This window comes from Bacillus sp. TCT6 (genome assembly GCF_056033845.1).
The window spans coordinates 4,586,453-4,610,667 of record NZ_JBVYHX010000001.1 but is presented as its reverse complement, the minus strand read 5'-3'; the positions used below and the strand labels follow the sequence as shown (position 1 = coordinate 4,610,667).

General features: G+C 37.7%; 28 protein-coding genes. 19 read left to right on the top strand and 9 right to left on the bottom strand.

The window, feature by feature from the left end:
- The first annotated feature begins 93 nt into the window (after positions 1–93).
- From AC0ONG_RS23780 to yunB, 12 genes are all read left to right on the top strand, one after another.
- Entirely contained in the window at positions 94–1,119 is a 1,026-nt protein-coding gene (locus AC0ONG_RS23780) for a methionine ABC transporter ATP-binding protein (protein WP_136997201.1), read from the top strand.
- The gene (locus tag AC0ONG_RS23775; protein WP_000359401.1) at positions 1,112–1,777 is read left to right on the top strand and encodes a methionine ABC transporter permease; all 666 of its coding nucleotides are present in this window, start codon (positions 1,112–1,114) and stop codon (positions 1,775–1,777) included. Before AC0ONG_RS23780 ends, AC0ONG_RS23775 begins: the two co-directional genes overlap by 8 nt.
- 23 nt (positions 1,778–1,800) lie before the next feature.
- Positions 1,801–2,613 carry a methionine ABC transporter substrate-binding lipoprotein MetQ gene (gene metQ, locus AC0ONG_RS23770; RefSeq protein WP_000735090.1) on the top strand — a complete coding sequence of 271 codons (813 nt, stop codon included), beginning with the start codon at positions 1,801–1,803 and terminating at the stop codon, positions 2,611–2,613.
- Positions 2,614–2,684: 71 nt separating this feature from the next.
- The gene (gene metQ, locus AC0ONG_RS23765; protein WP_001226751.1) at positions 2,685–3,491 is read left to right on the top strand and encodes a methionine ABC transporter substrate-binding lipoprotein MetQ; all 807 of its coding nucleotides are present in this window, start codon (positions 2,685–2,687) and stop codon (positions 3,489–3,491) included.
- Between the two features lie 238 nt (positions 3,492–3,729).
- Positions 3,730–4,515, top strand: a complete 786-nt coding sequence (sufC, locus tag AC0ONG_RS23760) for a Fe-S cluster assembly ATPase SufC (protein WP_000929162.1) — start codon at positions 3,730–3,732, stop codon at positions 4,513–4,515.
- Between the two features lie 15 nt (positions 4,516–4,530).
- Positions 4,531–5,823, top strand: a complete 1,293-nt coding sequence (sufD, locus tag AC0ONG_RS23755) for a Fe-S cluster assembly protein SufD (protein ID WP_000152177.1) — start codon at positions 4,531–4,533, stop codon at positions 5,821–5,823.
- Positions 5,823–7,043, top strand: coding sequence for a cysteine desulfurase SufS (sufS, locus tag AC0ONG_RS23750; protein ID WP_001020767.1), 1,221 nt, complete (start codon positions 5,823–5,825; stop codon positions 7,041–7,043). Before sufD ends, sufS begins: the two co-directional genes overlap by 1 nt.
- A complete protein-coding gene (gene sufU / locus AC0ONG_RS23745) occupies positions 7,033–7,464 on the top strand; it encodes a Fe-S cluster assembly sulfur transfer protein SufU (protein ID WP_000009525.1) in 432 nt (143 codons plus the stop codon). Before sufS ends, sufU begins: the two co-directional genes overlap by 11 nt.
- Positions 7,465–7,512: 48 nt before the next feature.
- Entirely contained in the window at positions 7,513–8,910 is a 1,398-nt protein-coding gene (gene sufB, locus AC0ONG_RS23740) for a Fe-S cluster assembly protein SufB (protein WP_001118824.1), read from the top strand.
- A gap of 733 nt (positions 8,911–9,643) precedes the next feature.
- Entirely contained in the window at positions 9,644–11,059 is a 1,416-nt protein-coding gene (locus AC0ONG_RS23735) for a bifunctional metallophosphatase/5'-nucleotidase (RefSeq protein WP_153599208.1), read from the top strand.
- A gap of 65 nt (positions 11,060–11,124) precedes the next feature.
- Complete coding sequence (locus AC0ONG_RS23730) at positions 11,125–11,427, top strand: YunC family protein (RefSeq protein WP_016099108.1); 303 nt, start codon at positions 11,125–11,127, stop codon at positions 11,425–11,427.
- 54 nt (positions 11,428–11,481) lie between these two features.
- The gene (gene yunB, locus AC0ONG_RS23725; RefSeq protein WP_000021795.1) at positions 11,482–12,213 is read left to right on the top strand and encodes a sporulation protein YunB; all 732 of its coding nucleotides are present in this window, start codon (positions 11,482–11,484) and stop codon (positions 12,211–12,213) included.
- A 72-nt stretch (positions 12,214–12,285) separates the two neighbouring features.
- Here yunB and AC0ONG_RS23720 read toward each other — a convergent pair whose 3' ends face one another.
- On the bottom strand, positions 12,286–13,269 hold the full coding sequence (locus AC0ONG_RS23720; RefSeq protein ID WP_000944682.1) for a M23 family metallopeptidase: 984 nt from the start codon (positions 13,267–13,269) through the stop codon (positions 12,286–12,288).
- Positions 13,270–13,458: 189 nt separating this feature from the next.
- Here AC0ONG_RS23720 and lipA point away from each other — a divergent pair, with 189 nt between their 5' ends.
- Positions 13,459–14,355, top strand: coding sequence for a lipoyl synthase (lipA, locus tag AC0ONG_RS23715; protein WP_000166367.1), 897 nt, complete (start codon positions 13,459–13,461; stop codon positions 14,353–14,355).
- Between the two features lie 20 nt (positions 14,356–14,375).
- Here the strand turns inward: lipA and AC0ONG_RS23710 are convergent, their stop codons facing one another.
- A complete protein-coding gene (locus AC0ONG_RS23710) occupies positions 14,376–14,855 on the bottom strand; it encodes a YbaK/EbsC family protein (RefSeq protein ID WP_000272755.1) in 480 nt (159 codons plus the stop codon).
- A gap of 74 nt (positions 14,856–14,929) precedes the next feature.
- Positions 14,930–15,484 (bottom strand): histidine phosphatase family protein, encoded by a 555-nt coding sequence (locus tag AC0ONG_RS23705; protein WP_000721045.1) that lies wholly within the window; start codon positions 15,482–15,484, stop codon positions 14,930–14,932.
- A 142-nt stretch (positions 15,485–15,626) separates the two neighbouring features.
- On the opposite strand from AC0ONG_RS23705, the gene AC0ONG_RS23700 reads away from it, so the two are divergent.
- Positions 15,627–16,061, top strand: a complete 435-nt coding sequence (locus AC0ONG_RS23700; protein ID WP_057096754.1) for a hypothetical protein — start codon at positions 15,627–15,629, stop codon at positions 16,059–16,061.
- A 24-nt stretch (positions 16,062–16,085) separates the two neighbouring features.
- Here AC0ONG_RS23700 and AC0ONG_RS23695 read toward each other — a convergent pair whose 3' ends face one another.
- On the bottom strand, positions 16,086–16,901 hold the full coding sequence (locus AC0ONG_RS23695) for a YhfC family intramembrane metalloprotease (protein ID WP_002083707.1): 816 nt from the start codon (positions 16,899–16,901) through the stop codon (positions 16,086–16,088).
- A 100-nt stretch (positions 16,902–17,001) separates the two neighbouring features.
- Here AC0ONG_RS23695 and AC0ONG_RS23690 point away from each other — a divergent pair, with 100 nt between their 5' ends.
- Positions 17,002–17,736: a MerR family transcriptional regulator gene (locus tag AC0ONG_RS23690; RefSeq protein WP_000178782.1), complete on the top strand. Its 735-nt coding sequence runs from the start codon at positions 17,002–17,004 to the stop codon at positions 17,734–17,736.
- 27 nt (positions 17,737–17,763) lie between these two features.
- Here the strand turns inward: AC0ONG_RS23690 and AC0ONG_RS23685 are convergent, their stop codons facing one another.
- Positions 17,764–18,342: a YhcN/YlaJ family sporulation lipoprotein gene (locus AC0ONG_RS23685; RefSeq protein WP_000744127.1), complete on the bottom strand. Its 579-nt coding sequence runs from the start codon at positions 18,340–18,342 to the stop codon at positions 17,764–17,766.
- Between the two features lie 115 nt (positions 18,343–18,457).
- On the opposite strand from AC0ONG_RS23685, the gene AC0ONG_RS23680 reads away from it, so the two are divergent.
- A complete protein-coding gene (locus AC0ONG_RS23680) occupies positions 18,458–18,769 on the top strand; it encodes a YutD family protein (protein WP_000970507.1) in 312 nt (103 codons plus the stop codon).
- Between the two features lie 45 nt (positions 18,770–18,814).
- On the opposite strand, the gene AC0ONG_RS23675 is transcribed toward AC0ONG_RS23680, so the two are convergent.
- The 3 genes from AC0ONG_RS23675 to glpX form a co-directional block, all read right to left on the bottom strand.
- Entirely contained in the window at positions 18,815–19,312 is a 498-nt protein-coding gene (locus tag AC0ONG_RS23675; RefSeq protein ID WP_001174583.1) for a hypothetical protein, read from the bottom strand.
- A 373-nt stretch (positions 19,313–19,685) separates the two neighbouring features.
- Positions 19,686–19,952 carry a DUF3055 domain-containing protein gene (locus AC0ONG_RS23670; protein ID WP_000392611.1) on the bottom strand — a complete coding sequence of 89 codons (267 nt, stop codon included), beginning with the start codon at positions 19,950–19,952 and terminating at the stop codon, positions 19,686–19,688.
- Positions 19,953–19,969: 17 nt separating this feature from the next.
- Positions 19,970–20,941 carry a class II fructose-bisphosphatase gene (gene glpX / locus AC0ONG_RS23665; RefSeq protein ID WP_000439090.1) on the bottom strand — a complete coding sequence of 324 codons (972 nt, stop codon included), beginning with the start codon at positions 20,939–20,941 and terminating at the stop codon, positions 19,970–19,972.
- A 147-nt stretch (positions 20,942–21,088) separates the two neighbouring features.
- Between glpX and AC0ONG_RS23660 the strand changes: the two genes are divergently transcribed.
- From AC0ONG_RS23660 to AC0ONG_RS23650, 3 genes are all read left to right on the top strand, one after another.
- Positions 21,089–21,529 carry a DUF86 domain-containing protein gene (locus AC0ONG_RS23660; protein ID WP_000274010.1) on the top strand — a complete coding sequence of 147 codons (441 nt, stop codon included), beginning with the start codon at positions 21,089–21,091 and terminating at the stop codon, positions 21,527–21,529.
- A gap of 80 nt (positions 21,530–21,609) precedes the next feature.
- On the top strand, positions 21,610–22,242 hold the full coding sequence (locus AC0ONG_RS23655; protein ID WP_000503340.1) for a helix-turn-helix transcriptional regulator: 633 nt from the start codon (positions 21,610–21,612) through the stop codon (positions 22,240–22,242).
- A gap of 109 nt (positions 22,243–22,351) precedes the next feature.
- A complete protein-coding gene (locus AC0ONG_RS23650) occupies positions 22,352–23,116 on the top strand; it encodes a TIGR01457 family HAD-type hydrolase (RefSeq protein ID WP_000276470.1) in 765 nt (254 codons plus the stop codon).
- A gap of 39 nt (positions 23,117–23,155) precedes the next feature.
- Here AC0ONG_RS23650 and AC0ONG_RS23645 read toward each other — a convergent pair whose 3' ends face one another.
- Positions 23,156–23,737, bottom strand: a complete 582-nt coding sequence (locus tag AC0ONG_RS23645; protein WP_000683434.1) for an NAD(P)H-dependent oxidoreductase — start codon at positions 23,735–23,737, stop codon at positions 23,156–23,158.
- Positions 23,738–24,215 lie beyond the last annotated feature (478 nt).

Below are 24,215 nucleotides of genomic sequence, written 5' to 3'. Positions count from 1 at the left end.
TTCAAACAATAAAAGTAGTGATAACGGTGGACTACACGCATTAAACATAAAAAATTGCGGAGTCGACCTAAACAAAAAAAGGGGTGATACATCATGATTCTATTAGAGAATGTAAAGAAAATATATAAAGCAAAAAGCGGTGATGTCACTGCTGTAGATAACGCCAATTTAAAAATAGAAAAAGGCGAAATATTTGGTGTTATCGGATATAGCGGCGCTGGGAAAAGTTCTTTAATCAGATTGTTTAATCAGTTAGAAAAACCGACTTCTGGCCAAATTACAATTGCGAATCGTGTTATATCAACAATTACAGGAAGTGAACTTCGTAAGGCAAGGCAAGAAATCGGAATGATTTTTCAACACTTCAACTTACTTTGGTCACGAACTGTACGTGAAAATATTGAGTTTCCACTTGAAATTGCAGGTGTTGATAAAACGAAGAGAAGAAAACGTGTTGATGAATTAATTCATCTTGTCGGATTAGAAGGAAGAGGAGACGCGTACCCATCTCAGCTGAGCGGGGGACAAAAACAACGCGTTGGGATTGCAAGAGCATTAGCTAACAACCCACAAGTACTTTTATGTGATGAAGCAACGTCGGCTCTTGATCCAGAAACGACAGATCAAATTTTGGATTTACTATTAGACATCAATAAGCGCCTTGGTTTAACAATTGTACTCATTACACATGAGATGCACGTAATTCGAAAGATTTGTAATCGAGTGGCGGTAATGGAGAGAGGAAAGATTGTAGAAACGGGTCCAGTACTTGATGTATTCCGTAATCCGAAGCAAGATATTACGAAACGATTTGTACAGCAGTTAACAGATTCTGAAGATACAAATGAAATGATTGAAAGTTTAATTGAAAAATATCCAGATGGAAAAGTAATTCGTTTGCAGTTTATTGGTGAGGCTGTAGAAAGACCAGTGCTTCAACGATTGATGCAACGCAGTGATATAGAAGTTAGCATTTTGCAAGGAAATATCGCACAAACGAATAACGGTTCTTACGGTAGTTTAGTTGTTCATTTAAATGGTGAGGAAACAGCGATCCAGCAAGCAATAGAAGGAATTCATCAAGATCAAGTAGAGCTGGAGGTGATTGCACATGGATAAGTTACTCGCAAATGTTGATTGGAATCAAATGTTAGAAGCAACGGGTGAAACGTTATATATGACGGCAATCGCAGCTCTTGCGACATTTGTTTTAGGACTAATTTTAGGATTGTTACTCTTCATGACAGCAAAAGATAATTTATGGGAAAACAAATCAATTAATACGGTGATTGGAGCATTCGTAAATATATTCCGTTCTATACCGTTCATCATTTTAATTATTTTATTAATCCCATTCACAAAGATTCTTCTTGGAACAATTCTTGGAGCAAGTGCAGCGCTGCCGGCTTTAATTATTGGAGCGGCACCATTCTACGCGAGAATGGTTGAAATCGCACTTCGCGAAATTGATAAAGGTGTAATTGAAGCTTCAAAAGCAATGGGAGCAAAAACAAGCACAATTATTTTGAAAGTGTTAATTCCAGAATCGTTACCAGCATTAGTATCTGGTATTACGGTTACGACAATTGCTTTAGTAGGATATACAGCAATGGCGGGAGTTGTTGGTGCTGGTGGCCTTGGAACACTTGCTTACTTAGAAGGATTCCAAAGAGGAAATAACGATGTAACAATCGTTGCGACAATTTGTGTGTTACTAGTTGTATTTTTAATTCAGTGGATTGGTGATAGTTTAACGACTCGAATAGATAAACGATAATAAAAAACGGGAGGATGTTTCAAATGAAAAAATTATTACTTACGGCACTTATTTCAACTTCAATTTTTGGCTTAGCTGCTTGTGGCGGGAAAGATAAAGATGAAAAGAAGCTTGTTGTTGGTGCTTCTAACGTACCGCACGCTGAAATTTTAGAAAAGGCAAAACCGTTACTTGAGAAAAAAGGAATTGAATTAGAAGTGAAAAAATTCCAAGATTACGTGTTGCCAAATAAATCGTTAGCGGATAAGGATTTAGATGCAAACTACTTCCAGCACATTCCGTATTTAGAAAAAGAAATTAAAGATAAAAAGTATGACTTTGAAGTAGCAGGGAAAATTCATTTAGAGCCAATTGGTGTATATTCTCAAAAATATAAGAGCTTAAAAGAACTTCCGGACGGAGCGACAATTATTATGAGTAATTCTGTTGCTGACCATGGACGTGGTTTAGCAATTTTACAAAAAGAAGGTATTTTAAAAGTTAAAGATGGGGTAGATCCAGTTAAAGCAACTCCAAAAGATATTGCAGATAATCCGAAAAATCTAAAATTCAAAACGGATATCGAGCCTGGTTTATTGCCACAAGTGTATAACAATAAAGAAGGCGACGCTGTTTTAATTAACTCTAACTATGCAATTGATGCAAAGTTAAATCCGGAAAAAGATGCAATTGCAATTGAAGGAAATGATTCACCGTACGCAAACATAGTAGCTGTTCGTAAAGGCGATAAAGATAAGAAAGAGATTAAAGCTCTTGTAGAAGTATTACATTCTAAAGAAATTGAAGACTTCATTAATAAAGAATATAAAGGGGCAGTTGTTCCTGTAAAAGAATAATTGCTGAAAAGGGCTGGTGTATGCCAGCCTTTTTTATAACTACATAACTATAGGGGAGAAGGGGACATCATATGAGAAAGATTCTATTGTCAGTTGTTACAGCGCTGTCTGTATTTACATTAGCTGCTTGCGGAGGGAAAGAAGAGAATAAGCTTGTTGTTGGAGCTTCTAACGTGCCGCACGCTGTTATTTTGGAGAAAGCACAGCCAATCTTAGAGAAAAAAGGCATTAAGTTAGAGATTAAAAAGTTCCAGGATTATGTACTGCCAAATAAAGCGTTAGCGGATAAGGAAATTGATGCGAACTACTTCCAACACATTCCTTACTTAGATAAAGAAATTCAAGAAAAGGGATATAAAATTGTAAACGCAGGAAAAATCCATTTAGAGCCAATGGGGATTTATTCTAAGAAATATAAAAGTTTAAAAGAATTGCCAGATGGCGGAACAGTTATTATGAGTAATAACGTAGCGGAGCGTGGCCGTATGCTCGCATTGTTACAAAAAGGCGGCGTTATTAAATTAAAAGACGGTGTAGATGTTGTTAAAGCGACAGTAAAAGATGTTGTAGAAAATCCGAAAAACTTAAAGTTTAAAACAGATGTAGAGCCTGGATTGTCACCAAAGCTGTATGAAAATAATGAGGGAGATGCTTTATTTATTAATTCGAACTATGCAATTGATGCAAAATTAAATCCAACGAAGGATGCAATTGCGATTGAAGGATCAGACTCTCCGTATGCAAACATCATTGCAGTTCGTAAAGGTGACGAGAAGAAAAAAGAAATTAAAGAATTAGTAGAAGTATTGCATTCAAAAGAAATTCAAGACTTTATTAATAAAGAATATAAAGGTGCTGTACTTCCGATAAGTGAATAATTATAAGGAAAGGACTGGGAATTTACCGGTCCTTTTTTCTTTATATAAATAAGAAGAAAGGTGTATCATATAAAGGTGAAAAGGAAATACTTATATACATTTGTGAAAAAACGGTTACTTTTTTTCGTCGTTTGCGATATCATTTTATTTGATATAAAATTAGAATGAGAATAAAATGAGAATATGAACGTTTTAGGAATTTTTAAAATGTATATATAGGATTAATGGAGGTATTGAGATGGCTGGTTCTACATTAACGGTTAAAGACTTACACGTATCAATTGACGGCAAAGAAATTTTAAAGGGTGTAAACCTTGAAGTAAAAGGTGGAGAAATCCACGCAATTATGGGACCTAACGGAACAGGTAAATCAACTTTATCTTCTGCAATTATGGGTCACCCAAAGTATGAAGTAACAGAAGGTAGCATCATCATCGACGGTGAAGATGTATTAGAAATGGAAGTAGACGAGCGCGCACAAGCGGGTCTATTCCTAGCAATGCAATATCCAAGTGAAATTAGCGGAGTAACAAACGCTGACTTCTTACGTTCTGCAATTAACGCACGTCGTGAAGAAGGCGATGAAATTTCTCTTATGAAATTTATCCGTACATTAGATAAAAACATGGAATTCCTAGAAATGGATCCAGAAATGGCACAACGTTACTTAAACGAAGGTTTCTCTGGTGGAGAGAAAAAACGTAACGAAATTCTTCAATTAATGATGATTGAGCCAAAAATCGCAATCTTAGACGAAATCGACTCAGGTCTTGATATCGATGCATTAAAAGTTGTATCTAAAGGTATTAACCAAATGCGCGGCGAAGAGTTCGGTTGCCTAATGATTACGCATTACCAACGTTTATTAAACTACATCACTCCAGACTTCGTTCACGTTATGATGAACGGTCGTATTGTTAAATCTGGTGGCCCTGAGCTTGCACAACGTCTAGAAGCTGAAGGTTACGACTGGATTAAAAAAGAATTAGGTATTGAAGACGAAACAGCAGAGCAAGAAGCGTAAGAGAGGAGCATAAACATGACAATCGGTACATTACCTTTCGATCAAGAAACAATCCGTCAGCGCGCAAGCGAAGTAAACGAAGCTGCTTGGTTGACTGAGTTCCGCTTACAAGCTCTTGCACAAGCAACAGAACTTCCAATGCCAACGCCTGATAAAACGAAAATTGAAAAATGGGACTTTATCGGAAAAGGCGACGCTGCTAAGCAAGAGCCTGTAAGTTCTTTAACAGAGCTTCCAGAAGCAGTGAAAAACTTAATCGATGAAAATAACAGTGTATTAGTACAACGTACTGGTACAACTGCGTTCGTTTCTTTAGCAGACGAAGCAAAAGAAAAAGGTGTTATTTTTACAGACATCGTAACAGCTGCAACAGAGCATGCTGAACTATTACAAAAGTATTTAATGAAAGACGGCGTGAAGGTAGACGAGCATCGTTTAACTGCACTTCATGCTGCATTAATCAACGGCGGTGCATTCGTATATGTTCCGAAAAACGTTGTTCTTGAAACTCCACTTCAAGCTGTATTCTTAGTAGACGGCGAAGAAGCTAACGTATATAACCATGTATTATTCGTAGCTGATGCGAACAGTACTGCAACTTATGTAGAAAACTATGTTGCAAATGAAAATGCTAAAGGTATTGCAAATATCGTAGCAGAAGTAATCGTGGAACAAGGCGCACAAGTTAAATTTGGTGCGGTTGATCTATTAGCAAAAGACGTAACAACTTACGTTAACCGCCGCGGTGTTGTTGGACGCGACGGCCGCATTGATTGGGCTCTAGGCCTTATGAATGACGGAAATACAATTTCCGAGAACGTTACAAACTTAATGGGCGACGGTTCATATGCTGATACGAAAACAGTAACAATTGGCCGTGGTAACCAAACGCAAAACTTTACAACTAAAGTTGTTCACTTCGGTAAACACTCTGAAGGTTGGATTTTAAAACACGGTGTACAAAAAGATAGTGCAACATCTATCTTTAACGGAATTGGTAAGATTGAACACGGTGCATCTAAATCAAACGCACAACAATCTTCTCGCGTTCTTATGTTAGATGAGAAAGCTCGTGGGGATGCAAACCCAATTCTTTTAATCGACGAAGATGATGTAATGGCAGGTCACGCAGCTTCAGTAGGCCGCGTAGATCCGTACCAATTATACTACTTGATGAGCCGTGGTATTCCAAAACGCGAAGCAGAACGTTTAGTCATCCATGGATTCTTAGCACCTGTAGTAAATGAGCTTCCAATTGAAGGAGTAAAAGCACAGCTTGTTGAGGTAATTGAAAGGAAAGTTCGCTAATGAATATTCATGAAATACGCAAACAGTTTCCAATTCTTGATCAAAAAGTGAACGGCAAACAACTTGTATATTTCGATAGTGCAGCAACTTCTCAAAAACCAATTCAAGTCATTGAAACGTTAGAACGTTACTATAAAGAATATAATTCTAACGTGCATCGCGGTGTTCATACGCTCGGTACGAAAGCTACCGACGCGTATGAAGGTGCACGCGAGAAAGTTCGCAAGTTTATTAACGCGAAATCAATGGAAGAGATTATTTTCACGCGCGGAACGACAACTGCATTAAATACAGTAGCGGCTAGCTATGGTCTTGAAAATGTAAAAGAAGGCGATGAAATCGTTATTTCTTACATGGAGCACCATAGTAACATCATTCCGTGGCAACAAGTTGCGAAGAAAACTGGTGCAACTTTAAAATACCTTCCGCTTCAACCAGACGGTACAATTTCTTTAGAAGATGTTCGTCAAACAGTTACACCGAATACAAAAATCGTTTCTATTATGCAAGTTTCAAACGTGCTTGGAACGATTAACCCTGTAAAAGAAATCGGAGCGATCGCACACGAAAATGGCGCAATTATGGTCGTTGACGGTGCACAAAGTACACCTCACATGAAAGTAGATGTACAAGATTTAAACTGTGATTTCTACGCATTATCTGCTCATAAGATGTGCGGACCTACAGGCATCGGCGTATTATATGGTAAAAAAGAATTGCTGAACAATATGGAGCCAATTGAATTTGGCGGTGAAATGATTGATTTCGTAGATTTACAAGAATCTACTTGGAAAGAGCTTCCGTGGAAGTTTGAAGCAGGTACACCGATTATCGGTAATGCAATCGGACTTGGTGCGGCAATTGATTTCCTAGAAGAAATCGGTCTTGATAATATTGAAAAGCATGAACATGAATTAGCGCAATACGCTTTAGAAAGATTATCAGAAGTAGATGGCGTTACAATTTATGGTCCAAAGCATCGCGCTGGTCTTGTTACATTTAATATTGAAGACGTACATCCTCACGATGTAGCGACTGTATTAGATGTAGAAGGCATTGCAGTTCGCGCAGGACATCACTGTGCACAACCGCTTATGAAGTGGCTAAAAGCTTCTTCAACAGCACGTGCGAGCTTCTATTTATATAATACAAAAGAAGAAATTGATACATTTGTTGAATCGCTAATCAAGACAAAGGAGTATTTCACAAATGTCATTTAATAATTTAGATACGTTATATCGTCAAGTTATTATGGATCATTATAAGAATCCCCGTAACAATGGCGTGTTAGAAGATAGTGTTACTGTTAACTTGAACAATCCAACTTGCGGCGATCGTATTCAACTTACGATGAAAGTAGAAGAAGGTATTGTGCAAGAGGCGAAGTTTGAAGGCGAAGGATGTTCAATCTCAATGTCTTCAGCTTCAATGATGACACAAGCAGTAAAAGGTAAGAAAATTGAAGAAGCACTTCAGCTTTCGAAAATTTTCTCTGACATGATGCTAGGAAAAGAGTACGATGACAGCATCGATTTAGGAGATATTGAAGCATTACAAGGCGTATGCAAGTTCCCTGCACGTATTAAATGTGCAACATTAGCGTGGAAAGCGTTAGAAAAGGGCTTAAACGAAGATAAGTAATGTTAAAGGTTCCTAAAAATGAGGTTATCTAAGGAGGGACACACCAACATGGCGAAGCAACTGCCAGATATCGGCGATTACAAATATGGTTTCAAAGACAAAGACGTTTCGATTTTCCGTGCTGGACGCGGTTTAACAAAAGAGATCGTTGAAGAGATTTCACGTATGAAAGAAGAACCACAGTGGATGTTAGACTTCCGTTTAAAATCACTGGATAAGTTCTATGAAATGCCAATGCCACAATGGGGCGGCGACTTAAATGACTTAGATTTCGATGAAATTACGTACTACGTAAAACCATCTGAGAAATCTGAGAAGTCTTGGGATGAAGTACCTGATGAAATTAAAGCAACATTTGATAAATTAGGTATTCCAGAAGCTGAGCAAAAATATTTAGCTGGTGTATCTGCACAGTACGAATCTGAAGTTGTATACCACAACATGAAAGAAGACCTAGAAGCTCTAGGAATCGTCTTCAAAGATACAGATAGCGCATTAAAAGAGAACGAAGATATTTTCCGTGAGCATTTCGGAAAAGTAATCCCACCAACAGACAACAAATTCTCTGCATTAAACTCTGCAGTTTGGTCTGGTGGATCATTCATCTACGTTCCAAAAGGTATTAAAGTTGATACACCACTTCAAGCGTATTTCCGTATTAACTCTGAAAATATGGGACAATTCGAGCGTACGCTTATCATCGTAGACGAAGGTGCACACGTACACTACGTAGAAGGTTGTACAGCACCTGTTTACACTACTAACTCACTTCACAGTGCGGTAGTAGAAATCATCATTAAAAAAGATGCGTATTGCCGTTATACAACAATCCAAAACTGGGCGAACAACGTATACAACCTAGTTACAAAACGTGCGGTTTGTGAAGAAAACGCGACGATGGAATGGATTGATGGTAACATCGGATCTAAATTAACGATGAAATACCCAGCAGTTATCTTAAAAGGCGAAGGCGCTCGTGGTTTAACATTATCAATCGCGATTGCTGGTAAAGGCCAACACCAAGATGCTGGTGCGAAAATGATTCACTTAGCACCAAACACGTCTTCAACAATCGTTTCTAAATCGATTGCGAAGCATGGTGGTAAAGTAACTTACCGTGGTATCGTACACTTCGGACCAAAAGCGAAAAACTCTCGCTCTAACATCGAGTGTGACACGTTAATCATGGATAACCAATCTACATCTGATACAATTCCTTACAACGAAATCAAAAACGATTACGTTTCACTTGAGCATGAAGCGAAAGTATCGAAAGTATCAGAAGAACAATTATTCTACCTAATGAGCCGCGGTATTTCTGAGCAAGAAGCTACAGAAATGATCGTAATGGGCTTCATCGAGCCATTCACACGCGAACTTCCAATGGAATACGCAGTTGAAATGAACCGCCTAATCAAGTTTGAGATGGAAGGTTCTATTGGTTAAATAGAAATGCGGAGCCGACTGTTCAGACCCGTTGGCTAAGGTTCTTTCGCACAGAAGATGCTTTTTATCTTCTCGTGCGGAAGGTTCTTAGACATGAGGGTTTAGGAGGCAAAGCTGGACAATATTTAAAGTGGAAGCGGCTCTTTCAGAATGTGAGGGGGAAGAAGTGAAGCCACCGAACATTCTAGCCGCTAGAACTGGATAATATATGTATGAAGAAAGCGCCCTGCACAGCAGGGCGCTTTTTTGTTTTGCGGATTTGTCTTGGCTTGGGAGAGGATACCCGGGTGGGTGTTCAGCTAAATATATCAACGATTTTTCAAATATATCGATCATAAACGGGAATATATCAACGATTATTTCAATATATCAACGTTTCGACAAGGAATATCGATTTGTCGACAAGATAAGACAAAAGAAAATTCTCACATACCCCAAACATTTTATAAGAACAGAGAACGACTAGGTTTAAGACAAAGAGACTGACAAATCCACTTGAACAATCAACCACTGAATTTTATATTAAACTTTTTGACAAATCCACCCCTCCCTCCACTATCTGGAATTCTTTCCTGCATTAGCAAAAATTTCTCATATAAAAAAGGGCAATCTTTTGCTTTTTCTCACAATGCGAGTACAATGTAAAATAGCAAGAAAAGACGAAAAGTATTTACAGGATTATTGTGTGCGCATAGCGTAAATGGCAGTAAGGAACTGAGAGGAGGTTTTTTCTCTGAATATAAATAAGGAAACAATCATCCACCTTTATCATACAAACGATATACATAGTCATTTTGAAAATTGGCCGCAAATTTCTCGGTTTGTACAGGGAGAGAAAAAGCGAAGACAGGAAGCGGGAGAGACCGTTTTGACGGTTGATATCGGCGATCATGTGGATCGTTTTCATAGTATTTCGGAAGCGACGAATGGACTTGGCAATACGAAGCTTTTAAATGAGGCGTTATATGATTATGTAACGATCGGAAATAATGAAGGAATTACGTTAGCGAAGGAGCATTTGAATCGTCTATATGATGAGGCTGGATTTGAAGTGCTTGTCGCGAATTTATTTGAAAAAGAAGGTGTACGTCCGGAGTGGGCAAAGCCTTATAAATTACATACAACGACAGATGGGATTACGATTGCCTTTATCGGGTTAACGGTAGCTTATCCAGAGTTCTATCATATGCTCGATTGGCATATTGAAGATCCGCTTATCCATTTAGAGTCTATTTTAGAAGAAGTGCGAGATGAGGCTCATATTACAGTTGTCCTTTCTCACCTTGGAAAAAGCATGGATGAGTATATGGCAGAGCATTATGATATAGATGTGATTTTAGGTGCGCATACGCATCATTTATTTGAGTGTGGTGTTCTTATGAATAATACGTTACTTTGTTGTTGTGAAAAGTGGGGGCGTTACGTTGGTCACGTACAGCTTACTGTGGATATAGAGACGAAGAAACTACTGAAAAAAGACGGTAGAGCAATTAAGACGGAACGGTTAGGGGCTTATAGCGAGCCGTTATCCACAATTGAAATACTGCAGGAAGAAAGTAAGCATATAATGGCAGAGCCTGTCGTTCATTTAAAAGAGTCATTACCGGTTGATTGGTTTCATGAGGCGCCGTTTTCTCATATGTTAGCAAGTGCGCTGAAAACATGGTGCAGTGCAGAAATTGGAATGGTGAATGCTGGTGTACTTCTTGAAGGATTAGAAGAGGGTGTTGTAACGCGCGGAGATATTCACAGAATTTGTCCACATCCAATTAATCCGTGTGCTTTGAAAGTTCCAGGAAAGATATTAAGAGAAGTTATTTTGAAAGCACGTAAACCGAATATGGAGAACCTTGAGGTGAAAGGATTCGGATTTCGGGGGAAAGTGATGGGGAAAATGATTTACGCTGGTGTAGAAGTAATTCCAGATACGATTCCTGGGAATAAAATTTTATTAGAAGATGTATTGATTAACGGCGAATCGCTGGAGTTAGACCGTATATATACAGTAGGAACAATTGATATGTTTACGTTTGGATACTTATACCCAGAGCTATCCACACTTTCTAGCAAACAATATTATATGCCAGAACTACTTAGAGATGTGTTAACAGATATGTTAATAACTTATACATCTTCCGTTAAACTATAGGCTAGTTAACTTGTAACACTCATTTTTCTCTTGTCATACAGATAAGAAAGAGAGGAGTGTGAACTATGGTTAATGTGGAGCCAATTATAATTGATAATTATACGTTTATTGCAGTTAGCGTCAAACTTCCAAAGACGAATTTGCTAGCTGTAATGAGCGATAAAGGATATATTATGTGTGGTGCATTAGATGTAGGTCTTTTAAATAAGAAGTTAGGTGATCGAGGAATTATTGCTGGCCGTGCGGTTGGTGTAAGAACGATTGAACAACTTCTTGAAGCGCCACTAGAATCGGTAACGACTGGAGCTGAAGCATTAGGCATTCCAGCAGGAACGATTGGAAAAGAAGCATTATTAAAAATGAGATAAGCATATATCGTCCCTCCTTCTTGCATAGAAATGATATAAGAAGGAGGTTTTTTTATGAGTATATTTCGCTCGAAAAACTCGCGGTTTCGAAAGGGACCTATTGCCTTTCGGTATATACTGCTTATGTCGTTTATTCTTTTTGTTATATTACTTACGCAAGGGCTGTGGATTGTGAATAATAGTATTCAGCCGACCTTAATTAAATATGGAGAAGTAGAGACAAAGAAAATGGCGACGGCAATTATGACGAAGGCGGTAAAGGATCGAATTAATGAAGGATTCGATGTCGATTCGTTAATGAAAGTACAAAATGATAAAAACGGGAAAGTATCCACAATTAATTTAAATACAAAGCAAGTAAATGAAATCGTAACGTCAACGACTACGTACATAGAAAAATATTTGCAGCAAGTAGAACAAGGGAAGTTGAAGGAGCTAGGTATTTCTGAAAAAAACGGGGCGACTATGGCAGTTCCTTTTGGGCGTGTAACTGATAATGCGCTTCTTGGTAATATAGGACCAGATATTCCGATTCATTTCACGCCAATTGGGCATGTGAATACAGATATTAAACAAAAAATTGAGCCGCACGGGATCAACACTACAGCGATTCAAATTGTTATGGAAATGGAAGTAACGTTGCAAGTAATCATTCCATTTCATACGAAAGAGATAACGGTGAAACAAAATGTTCCGATTGCGACGCGTATCGTTCAAGGGGAAGTGCCTACGTATTATGGAAGCGGAAGTGTTGCTGTACCTGATAAAAAGAAAACAGATAGTTAATTGCATATAAAGTGAAACTTGAATCAATCGGGCTTTTACTGGATAAAAAATAACCGTAGCAATGCGCTACGGTTATCGTTTTGTATTTGCTCGTTCTTTGCGTTCCCAAAGGCTTAAATGCATATATGGATCGAAGGCCCATTCTGTATAGCCATTGTCTTTATATATGCCAAAATGTAAGTGGGGTGGGAATTTTCCGGCTGTACCAGGGGGGCCATAGCCAGTGCTACCAACAAACCCGATTACTTTTCCGGGCTCAACAATTTGTCCAAGCTGTATTTCTTTTGAGAACCCGCCTAAATGAGCGTAATAATGGTAATTGTTATGAAGGTCGCGAATACCAATGCGCCATCCACCAAGGCGGTTCCAACCTTTCGTTTCAATAATGCCATAGCAAGTCGATCTTACTGGCACGCCATATCCGGCAAAAATATCGGTTCCTTCATGAACTCGTCTGCCCCCAAAACTTCTTCCAGCACCGAAAGTACTACGGTAGCTATGGTCACTACGAATCGGAAGAGGAAAAGCATTTCCTTCTAAATTAATACGTCCATAATGTTTATAAATTTGGGCGTACTCGCTAATTAAATCAACTGTTTTTGCACGTCTATAATATTCCCAAAGCATAATTTTAATACGGTCTTCTGACGTTCCTTGTTTCCTTAAAATAGTCGCTGCGGTATGCAGAAGATCACGGTCGCTATTTGCATTTGCAAATCCATCTTTGTCACCATCTAAACCTATTCCGCCAAATAGAGAAATTGTATGGGGGAGAGTGTCGTTACTATTAACAGGTCCAGCCCATATTTCTGGTTTGAAATAAAGGGAAATGATGGCATCTGGTTTTTTTGGAATATCTTTTCTTACGCTCCGTATATTTCTTTCATATTGATCCATTGCAGCTAAGTAATACCATGGAATGCCTGAAGACTGCTCGGTTTCTTTATATAGTGCCATGCGCTTTTCGTATATGCTTTGCTGATTATCTTCACCGTAGGCGATGTTTTGGTGGAGAAGAAAACAAATAGAAAGCAAAAGAGAAATTTTTCGAAGCATGAAATAGACTCCTTTCACAACATCACTCTTTTTAGTGTGGGATATACGGAGTATTTCATTATAGGGAACGATTGGAAAAAATCTTAGAATCTTCATTTGAGCAAATCGCTTTCATACGTTAGAATAGATATGTTACATTGAAAGAAGCGAACACGGTAAACTATTTCATATTGTGCGGAGTTGATAACCATGACAAAACAAACAGAATATAAGCGCAAGCCCGAATGGTTGAAAATTAAGTTAAACACGAATGAAAACTATACAGGCTTAAAGAAAATGATGCGTTCTAAGAATCTTCATACCGTTTGTGAAGAGGCAAAATGTCCGAATATTCATGAATGCTGGGCTGTAAGAAAAACAGCAACATTTATGATTTTAGGTGCGGTTTGTACACGCGCTTGTCGTTTTTGTGCGGTTAAAACAGGCTTACCAACTGAGCTTGATTTACAAGAACCAGAACGCGTAGCAGATTCAGTAGTACAAATGGGCTTAAAGCACGTTGTTATAACAGCGGTTGCACGTGATGATTTAAAGGACGGCGGAGCAGCTGTTTTTGCTGAAACAGTACGAGCAGTACGTCGTAAAAACCCATTCACGTCTATCGAAGTATTACCATCTGATATGGCTGGGGTAGAAGAAAACTTAAAAATGTTAATGGATGCAAAACCAGATATTTTAAACCATAACATTGAAACAGTACGTCGATTATCTAACCGAGTTCGCGCTAGAGCAAAATATGACCGTTCATTAGAGTTTTTACGTCGAGCAAAAGAAATGCAGCCTGATATTCCAACTAAATCGAGCATTATGGTCGGCTTAGGTGAAACAAGAGAAGATTTAATTGAAGCAATGGATGACTTACGTGCAAACAATGTGGATATTTTAACTCTTGGACAATATCTACAACCATCTAAGAAGCATTTACCAGTTATTAAATATTATCCACCAGCAGAATTTGCAGAGCTTAAAGAAATTGCACTTAGCAAAGGATTTAGCCACTGTGAAGCTGGCCCACTTGTGCGTTCTTCTTACCATGCGGACGAGCAAGTACGTTCTGCAAAAGAAAAAACAGCAGAAGCTAAATAATGAAAAAAGAGAGCTAACGATTAGCTCTCTTTTTGTTTGTACTCTAAAACGGTATTTGGACATGTTAATAAAATCTTTTTTAATTCTTCTGTGGATAATTCAATTGTAAATTCAGGAACACCAGGTGTAATTAAAATTTTATCGTACGCATAAACGGAACTGTCCACAATAATTGTTACATCTTGTGAATAACCAAAAGGAGCTACACATCCTGGAGTACAGCCAGTTTTCATTCTTAGTTCATCAGGAGAACAGAGCGATAAGCGTTCTCCAGTTATTTCTTTCATCTCTCCTCGGTTAAGCCGAGTTCCTTCTAACGTAAAAAACACGTAAAAATTTCCAGATGTTGATTTTAAAAATAAGCTTTTACTTGGAGTACCTTGTAAGCCAAGTCTTTCACGTACAATCCGATCTGTCTCATAATCGAGTACCGGTTCGTGTTCGAACTTTTCATAAGAAACATTTGTTTTATGTAGTAGAGCAAGTACGTCTTCGTACATATGAAATAATACCCCTTTCTATTGTTAGAACAGTCTCTTCTCGTGGCGTCAACTGAATGTTTTTGAAAGGGATATTACTTGGACGATGCTTTCCATAAGCGTGTTATGATACATTGTTCGTCGATTGTAATTTCGTAAATATCAGGATTCGTTAAAGCTCTCCATTCATTAAAGCCAATCGTATGATCAAAATGCTTTAAAATGAGTGTAAGTAAATTGCCGTGTGTAACAAGTAGTGTTGTCGTATGGTTTAATTGTAAAACATCTTGAATAAGCGATATGGCACGGTCTGTTGCTTGTTTTGTTGACTCTCCGCCTGAAAAGGCAATATCTATGTTCGTAAAAGTGGATTCTAGTTTTTGCATCCAATCATCCATTGGAACGTTGCTCAATATGCGTTCAGTTAATCGTTCATCTTCTTGGATAGATAAGCTAGCTTGGAGCGCATAGGGCCGAATGGAATCGATAGCTCGGACAAATGGGCTTGAAATAATATGATCGATTTGTAGATGATTTTCTAAGAGGAATGTAGCAAGGTTATTTGCTTGATCTTTCCCATCGGTCGTTAATTCAGCATCACGTTTTTGCCCAGTTGCTGAACAATGTCGTATTACAATAATTTTCTTCATAATTCATCCCCATCTTTCAAGTTGACGCTATATACTTCGACAAATGTGGAAATAATTCCTTTTTATTGGAAACGGCATATGGATTTAAATATGTGGAAAAGTAATGTGGATAATAAAAAATTGAGGTGCAATGATGAAAAAAATGATATGTATCATATTCATTATTTGTTTTCTTACGCAATTGTCCACAACATATGCAGAATCCAACCAAAAACTAAATTATCCAAGCAATCGAAATAAGTCATTTGTGAGTGAGGATGTTTTTTATAAACAGTTAGATAAGAAAATCTATAAAGAATATAAAAATGCAGCATATAGTGTTCGGAAAAAAATCTTATTTAAAGAAGTGCCTGATGAAGAATTTTCTTTCCTAAAAAAAACAGCTGTCGGTTGTCGAAGTAGAGTGGTGCTTCAAGATTTTTTTGTTCACCCTGATCGCCAAGTTTATTTTTTCGCTTCTTTTACTCAAAATGAAGTAGAAGAGTTTCATAAGTACATCGTTATAGATGCAGAAACAAAGAGGGAGCTAAAGGAGGGTAAAAGTTATCATCATTGTGATAGTCCTTATAAAAAATAACCCACCAACCGGTGGGTTATTTTTTTACTCTGGTACACTCATTAATTTCTCTTTCATTTTGCGAATAAGAACGACAGCACCAATTGTACAGAGAAGTGTAATTCCTTCGGCAACAAAGATATTGATTGTCTTTGTTTGGTAAAGTGCCGCAAAGAAGTCTACAAATGCGTGGAATAGTATAGCGTATACTAGGAAGATATATTTCTTCTGTTTTACTGCGTATAAAACAAGCATTGTAAAGGCGATTTGAAGCACGAGTGCCATAATTCTTTCTACACTACCAAGGAAGTATAAGTAGGCAGGTTGCTGAATTAACATGTCTTGTAAAATGCTGAGTTCGGGTTTTTGTTCAATCAGTTGAGCGAAGCTACCATCGTTAATAGAATTAGCAAAGATTAATGCTTGTAATGCAGAAAAACCGCCAATTAAAATAGATTCAATTCCGCCGTGACCAATTCCATAAGCGAAGCCATCTTTATATTCTAGATATTTTTTTAGTAAGAAGAAGAAGGCAACGAAGCGTCCTAATTCTTCAAAAATACCAGCAGTCAATCCGCCATAAATTGCGAAGGCAAACGGATTTTCTAAAAATGGAGCGATTGTTGGATTACCGCGCATAAATAGGTGGAATGGTGTTTCAAGAATTTGGGTAAATCCGATAAAGATAAGAACACCAATGCCGACCACTTTCCAATTAATATTATATTTTTTACGGAAATAAACGAGTACGATAATTGGGACCAGAATCGAGACAATGAGTTGAAATATGATGCTGGCAATTACAGTATTTGAAACCATACTTTCACCGCTTTCTAATATATGTACATATCTATTATGCATGAAATACGGGAGAGATGAAACTTTTAGAAAGAAAATGAATTTACTTATTGACTCTAACGTTGCGTCATACTTTATCGTATGTACTAAGGGGGAGATACAAATGACAATGAGAGTAAAAGAAGTAGCTGATTTAGTTGGAATTAGTGTGCGCACACTGCATCATTACGATGAAATTGGGTTGTTAACCCCAGACGAGACGACAGAGTCTGGATATCGTCTGTATTCCAATGAGAATTTAGAGACATTGCAGCAAATTTTGTTTTTTAAAGAACTAGGCTTCCCTTTGAAAAAAATTAAAGAGATTATCATGAGTCCATCATTTGATCGCGAAGAGGCACTACAGCTTCATAAGAAAATGCTTCTTGAAAAGCGTACCAGATTAGATAAGGTGATTGCGACGATTGATAAAACAATTCAGCATACAAAAGGAGAGATTGAAATGACGAACAAAGAGAAGTTTGAAGGATTCGATTTCAGCCATAACCCATATGAAGAAGAAGCACGTGAAAAATGGGGAGACGCAGCTGTAGATAAAGCGAACGAATATGCAAAAGGTATGTCAAAAGAGAACCAAGAAGAGTTTAATACTATTTATAGAAATTTAGCGGTACTGAGACACGGTGCACCAGATTCTAAAGAGGCGCAGGGAGCAATCAAAGTATGGTACGATTACTTGCAAAACTTTAGTCACTATTCATTAGACGCTTTTAAGGGACTCGGTCAAATGTATGTCGCTGATGAGCGCTTCACGAAAAATATCGATAAGTTTGGCGAGGGGTTAGCGCAGTTTATGTGTGATGCGATGGAAGTTTATGCGGATCGTAATAAAAAGTAAAACAGGTGGAGATTTTCTCCACCTGTTTTACTTTTTAATCATATCATTCAAGGCCTGATCTCCCGTATTGTTCAAATGAGGATTTTTACTCATTTCACGTTTTAGCATATCGAGGCTTTGCGTATATTCTGTATCATTTAATGCGCCAGATTGAAGGCCTTGAATTTGGGAAATCAACTTTTGGTCTGTTGATACATATGCTTTATAATAGCGAGGGACGATGGACAAGGCAGCTCTATATACTTGATCCGCTACAAGTTTTGGATCCGTTGTGTTTGCACGATATACAACAAATACTTCATCATCGGTAACGAGTGTAGCAGCGTTTGTAACGTCAGGAAGTTTGACGGTCATGCTTGTAATCATTTCAGCGACTTTCTCGCGATTAATGGCCCCTACTTGTTTGTTAGATACTTCATGCTTTTGTTTAGAAGAATAACCGACTCTTGTGAGTCTTGTATTTGTATTTTCCGTATGATACATGTCGTTTTTATTGGAAACAAGAACACGGCTTCCTTCTTCACGTTCCATTTCAGCTTTGTTCGCTGATTGGCACCCTGCAAATAAGGAAATAGTGAGAAGGGAAAGTAAAATTTGTTTTTTCACGATGTATCACCTCCTTCTCCATAGCATGCACTAATTTTCAATTTTTTGTATTTGAAATTGTTGGTTGGTATGCTTTGTGATACGATAAAAAGAAGAATGCTTAGAGAGGAAGTTAATGATGGAGCAAAAGCAAGAGCAAGAGATTCATGCTACGGTGAGCATTAATAATGTTCAGTACGAAGTAATTAAAAACTTTCGTGACGGTTTTAGTGAAGAAGCATTTAAAGAGCGCTATGCAGAAATTTTAAATAAATATGATTATATCGTTGGGGACTGGGGATATGAGCAACTTAGATTGCGCGGATTCTTTGATGATAGTAACCAACGTGCGACATATGATACGAAAATTAGTACGTTAACGGAGTATTTATACGAGTACTGTAACTTCGGTTGTGCACACTTCGTATTAAGAAAAGCGAAGAAATAAAAAAATCCTCTTACAATTGTAAGAGGATTTTTTGCATATGCTCGCTTATAAACAAATCGAGATATAATCGCCTTCAGAAAGTATTGTATTTGGCTTCATTTGTTGTCCGTTCAATTGAATATCCCCATTTTTAATTTTATCCACAATGAGTGTACGGCTCCAGTCAGAAATATATGTGGATAAGGCTTTATCGATGCGGTGGGAACCGAAAATGAGGTCTAATACAAGCGTGATTTCGGCTATGCCGTTTTCTTTATGTTGCATAATGGAAATAGTAGTAGTTGTTTCGGCTTGATCTTGCTGGGTCATATCGATCGTTTCAACGTGATCAGTAAATGATTTATAAATACGCAGTTTTTGATTCCACGTATGATCTTTCGGACATTTATAAATAGCAAAGCGGTATATGTTTTTTCCATTGGCGTTATGCCTACGAATATTCGTATCAGTAAATAGGGTAGTACGTCCGCAATTTTTACAATATTTTTCGATTGTGTGTTGCTGATTTTCATATAAACTCCAAGAAAGTTGTACTTTCTGCATTTTCCTTCACCTCTTATAGTAGTGGCAAAGAAACGTAATACAGCTATTTGGATGTCTTGTAGTATGAAGACATGAGAAAAAGACAAAAATAAAAGGAGGTTCCCCAAAGAGGAACCTCCGTAAACATCATACTACAGATGCAATACGTTCCTTTGTAATGGGAATGGGCAGACTACTCCCTTGAAAAAGCGTGGTGCTTTTTTGAGAGTAATGCTATCCAATTGCTGGTCCATTACAAAGTAAATGTTGGCATACGTAGATAACGTCCTTTCTATCCAAATAGATTTATTCTTAATTATAACATAAAAGATTGAAAATTCGAAACTCTTATAACGGAAAAACACCAGCTAAAATAGCTGGTGCATACGATAAATTATATAAGTTCAAATAAAAATGAGCGTAACTCTTCTGCAATTTCTTCAGTCATAGAAAATGCGTGCTCTAAGTAGCCTGGTTCGTTTAAATCGTCAGCACCGATAATTGCAAATTTATTACTTTGCATATCAAGTACAATTGTTTTACCGTAATGACGATCGGAATATAAAAGCGCTAAATCATGACGCTCATTTTCTCCCATAAAGCTAACGAAACGAGTTTTTGTAGCGACAGTGTCGTCGTACAGAAAGAAACGTTCTTCCATACACATGGCTCCTTTTATTAAATATCTAAGTTTAAGTGTGGCTTATGATCTAAATGGTGATGCGTTTTAATGAATCGTACTGTTCTTGTTTTGTAACGCATTACGATAGAGTATGTTTCAGCTAAATCTCCGCCTAGGAATTTCACGCCGTCTAATAACTCACCAGCAGATACACCTGTTGCTGAGAAGATTGCATCATCACCAGATACTAAATCGTCTAACATAAGAAGTTGACGAGGATCTTCTAATCCCATTTCACGACAACGAGCTTCTTCTTCTTCGTTCATTGGAACTAAGCGAGCTTGCATTTCACCTTCAAGGCACTTTAATGCTGCTGCAGAAATAACACCTTCTGGAGCTCCGCCAATACCTACGAATAAGTCGATACCCGTTCCAGGTAGTGCTGTTGCGATTGACGCACCAACATCACCGTCACCAAATAATTTTACGCGTGCACCTTTTGCACGAACACGGTCAATAATATCTTGATGACGCTCACGTTCTTGAACGATAACTGTTAGATCACGAATCTTTTTATTGTTAGCTTCTGCTACAATTTCAATTGTTTTTTCAATTGGATCATCTAAGCTAATTTTACCAGCTGCTTTTGGACCAACCGCGATTTTTTCCATGTACATATCAGGAGCATGAAGAAGGTTCCCTTTGTCTGCGATTGCAATAACTGCCATTGCATTTGCAAGACCTTTTGCAACGATGTTTGTACCTTCTAATGGGTCAACGGCGATGTCTACTTCTGGACCGTTACCTGTTCCTAGTTCTTCACCAATATACAACATCGGTGCTTCATCAAGTTCTCCTTCACCGATTACAACTGTACCTGCCATGTTTACTGAATCAAACATATCACGCATTGCTGTAGTTGCTGCATCATCTGCTTCGTTCTTCTTTCCGCGGCCCATCCACTGTGCGGATGCTAATGCTGCTGCTTCTGTTACACGGACAATTTCTAGTGCGAGTTCACGTTCCAAGATTTCATTCCTCCAATTTCAAAAATCATACAAATATAACTATAACAAATAACGGAGAAAAGGTGAATTCGAAAAATTGTCGATTTTTTCAGAAGAAAGCGTTACAATTAAAATGTAAATGCTTTAATTTCCAGGTAGGTGACATTCATGTATTTTGTAGACAGAAAGAAAATAGAACAAATGCTAGTATGTTTAGAACGAGCAACAAGTACATTTCAAGAGAAAAAGATATATGAAACCGAGTTTGAATTTTACGCATTAGAGCGCATAGCCCATCTTATTATTGATACTGTATTAGATGTAGGAAATGCGATGATTGATGGATTTATTATGCGCGATCCAGGAAGCTATGAAGATATTATTGATATTTTAATGGATGAGCGAGTGATAAGTGAAGAAGATGGACAAGGGATGAAAGAAATTATCCTTCTTCGAAAAATGCTTACGCAAGATTATATTCAAATGAATCATGATGAATTATATAAGACGATTCAAAAACATATTGCAGTGGTAGAAAAATACCCAGCAAATATTCGCAGTTATTTAGAAAAGGAATTAGGACCTGTATCTGCATTTGTACCAGAATAATTATGCTTATAAGATCCCCAGAGAATGCCTTTTGGGGATCTTATATTGTATGTGAGAAAGAAAAGGGAGAAGGGTGAAGTATGGGGGAAGCACGTACTACGAAAGACGAGATTGTACAATTGTTGAAAGTAAAGGGAGAGCACACAGTAGCGGAACTAGCTGACGTTTTAGAGATTACAGAAATGGCAATCAGAAGACATTTAAGTAATCTTGAGAAAGATGGACTCATTTATTCTAAGATGGTAAGGCAACATGTCGGAAGACCAACTTATTTGTATGGATTAAGTGAAAAGGGAGAAGATACATTCCCGAAAGAGTATAAGCAATTTGCGATTGATATGCTAGAAGATTTAGCTCGGATGGGCGATGAAAAAATACTTCAATATGTTTTAAAAGAAAGAACGAAGCGTATGGAAGAACAGTTGCAAAAGCGAGTGAGTAATCAAAAGAATTTAGCATATAAAGTGCAAGAGATAGCAGCTATGCAAGAGAAAAATGGTTATATGGTTCAAATAAAGAGAGATGGAGAGAAATCTTTCGTAATTGAAAAACAAAACTGTCCGTTAAAAGAAATTGCAGAGAGATTTCCGCAAGTATGTAAAGATGAAAAAGAGATGTATAAGCGTTTATTTACGAACGCAGATGTGAAAACGCTAGCAAACATGTGCGAGGGCGATTGTAGTTGTTCTTACCAAATAAAAGAGAAAAAATGAACGTTATGGGGCGCTTTAAGGTAAAGCGTTTTTTTCTTTTGGAAAAGCGGGTAATATAAGAGTGGTATGATAAGGTGAGAACGTTAGCATAAAAGGAGAGACATAATCGATGTATAAAGGTTACTTAATTGACTTAGACGGTACGATGTATCGCGGGGAAGAACAAATTGAAGAAGCAAGCGACTTCGTCAAAGCATTAGGAGAGCGCGGCATTCCATATTTATTCGTTACGAATAACTCAACTCGCAAACCAGAACAAGTGGCAGAAAAGCTTGTTCGTTTCGATATTCCAGCGAAAGCGGAGCAAGTATTCACAACGAGTATGGCGACTGCGAACTTCATTTATGAACGTAAACAAGATGCAACTGTATATATGATTGGTGAAGAAGGCTTACACGATGCACTTGTGGAAAAAGGATTTGAACTTGTGGATGAAAATCCTGATTTCGTTGTTGTTGGTTTAGATCGTGACATCACATATGAAAAATTAGCAAAAGCGTGTCTTGCTGTGCGTAACGGCGCGACGTTTATTTCTACAAATGGAGACATTGCCATTCCGACTGAGCGCGGATTGTTACCAGGTAACGGCTCATTAACATCAGTTGTAGCAGTATCAACAGGTGTGGATCCAATCTTTATCGGAAAACCAGAATCAATCATCATGGAACAAGCGTTAAAAGTTCTTGGTATAGGAAAAGATGAAGCATTAATGGTTGGGGATAACTATGATACAGACATTTTAGCGGGAGTAAATGCTGGCATGCATACGCTTCTTGTCCACACTGGAGTCACAACTGTGGAGAAGTTAACAGAATATGAAGTACAACCAACGCAAGTTGTGCATAACTTGACGGAGTGGATTGAGAAGATGTAATGAAAAACAGGTAACCGAAGAGGTTACCTGTTTTTTTTATTAAAACGCACGATTCACAACATCTTTAACTTCTTCAAGATATTGTTTACGCACACCATCATCCACAGAAGGAACACTCGTATAGAATGTGTGCTCAATTGTTTCAATGCCTGTAAATTCAAAAATACCAACATCTGCTGTTTTCTTCATTGCGTCAAACATCCCGCCTGCTGTGTATGCCTCTTTCGTATTACCCATTGTAGATAATAACAATCCTTTTTTACCGCTTAATAACTTTTCAATGCCGTTTTCACCGTAAGCATAAGCGAATCCATGGCTAAATACACGGTCAACGTATCCTTTTAAAATAGCAGGAAGTCCCGCCCACCAAACTGGATAAATGAATGTAATGCTATCAGCCCAAGAGATATGCTCTTGCTCTTCTTTAATATCTTCTGGTGTGTTTCCTTGAGAAAATGAGATGAAATCGGAAGCGCTTAATACTGGATTGAAGTTTAATTCGTATAGATCGCGAACGCGTACTTCATGACCTTTTTCTTCTAATTCACTTTTTACCGTTTCTAAAATTGCATGGTTGAAGCTTTCTGTATTTGGGTGTGCATAAACGATTACATGTTTCATTGTTCTTCCTCCTATTTTGTGGATATGTGAATAGTTATTTGTATATATGTAACCATTATGGTTACTCCTTTTATGGAAGTCAAGTAATACATATGTATAAAAAGACGCTCAAAAATCGCCTTTTTATACCCCGCTCATACAAAGTACAAAGAAGACAAATAAAATAATGACAAGACCAATGCCGAAGTTAAATACGAGAGTGCTATCCATATATGTAGCCTCCTTGTTTGAAAGTAAAAAGCACTCTAGTTAAGAGTGCTTTTTTATTTTGAATCTACTTTATAACTTTTAGAAAGTGATTCATGCTTGTAATGATTTACATTATTTTATGTATTTATACTTTGAAATGAGTAAGTCCTTGTGGGATATAGAAAAAAAGACACTCTTTCGAGTGTCTTTTAAGATGACAAAATGTGCCAATTGCTTGAGGTTGATAAGACGCTAATTTCCGTGTTAGCGCCTTTTCTTTAATCAAGAA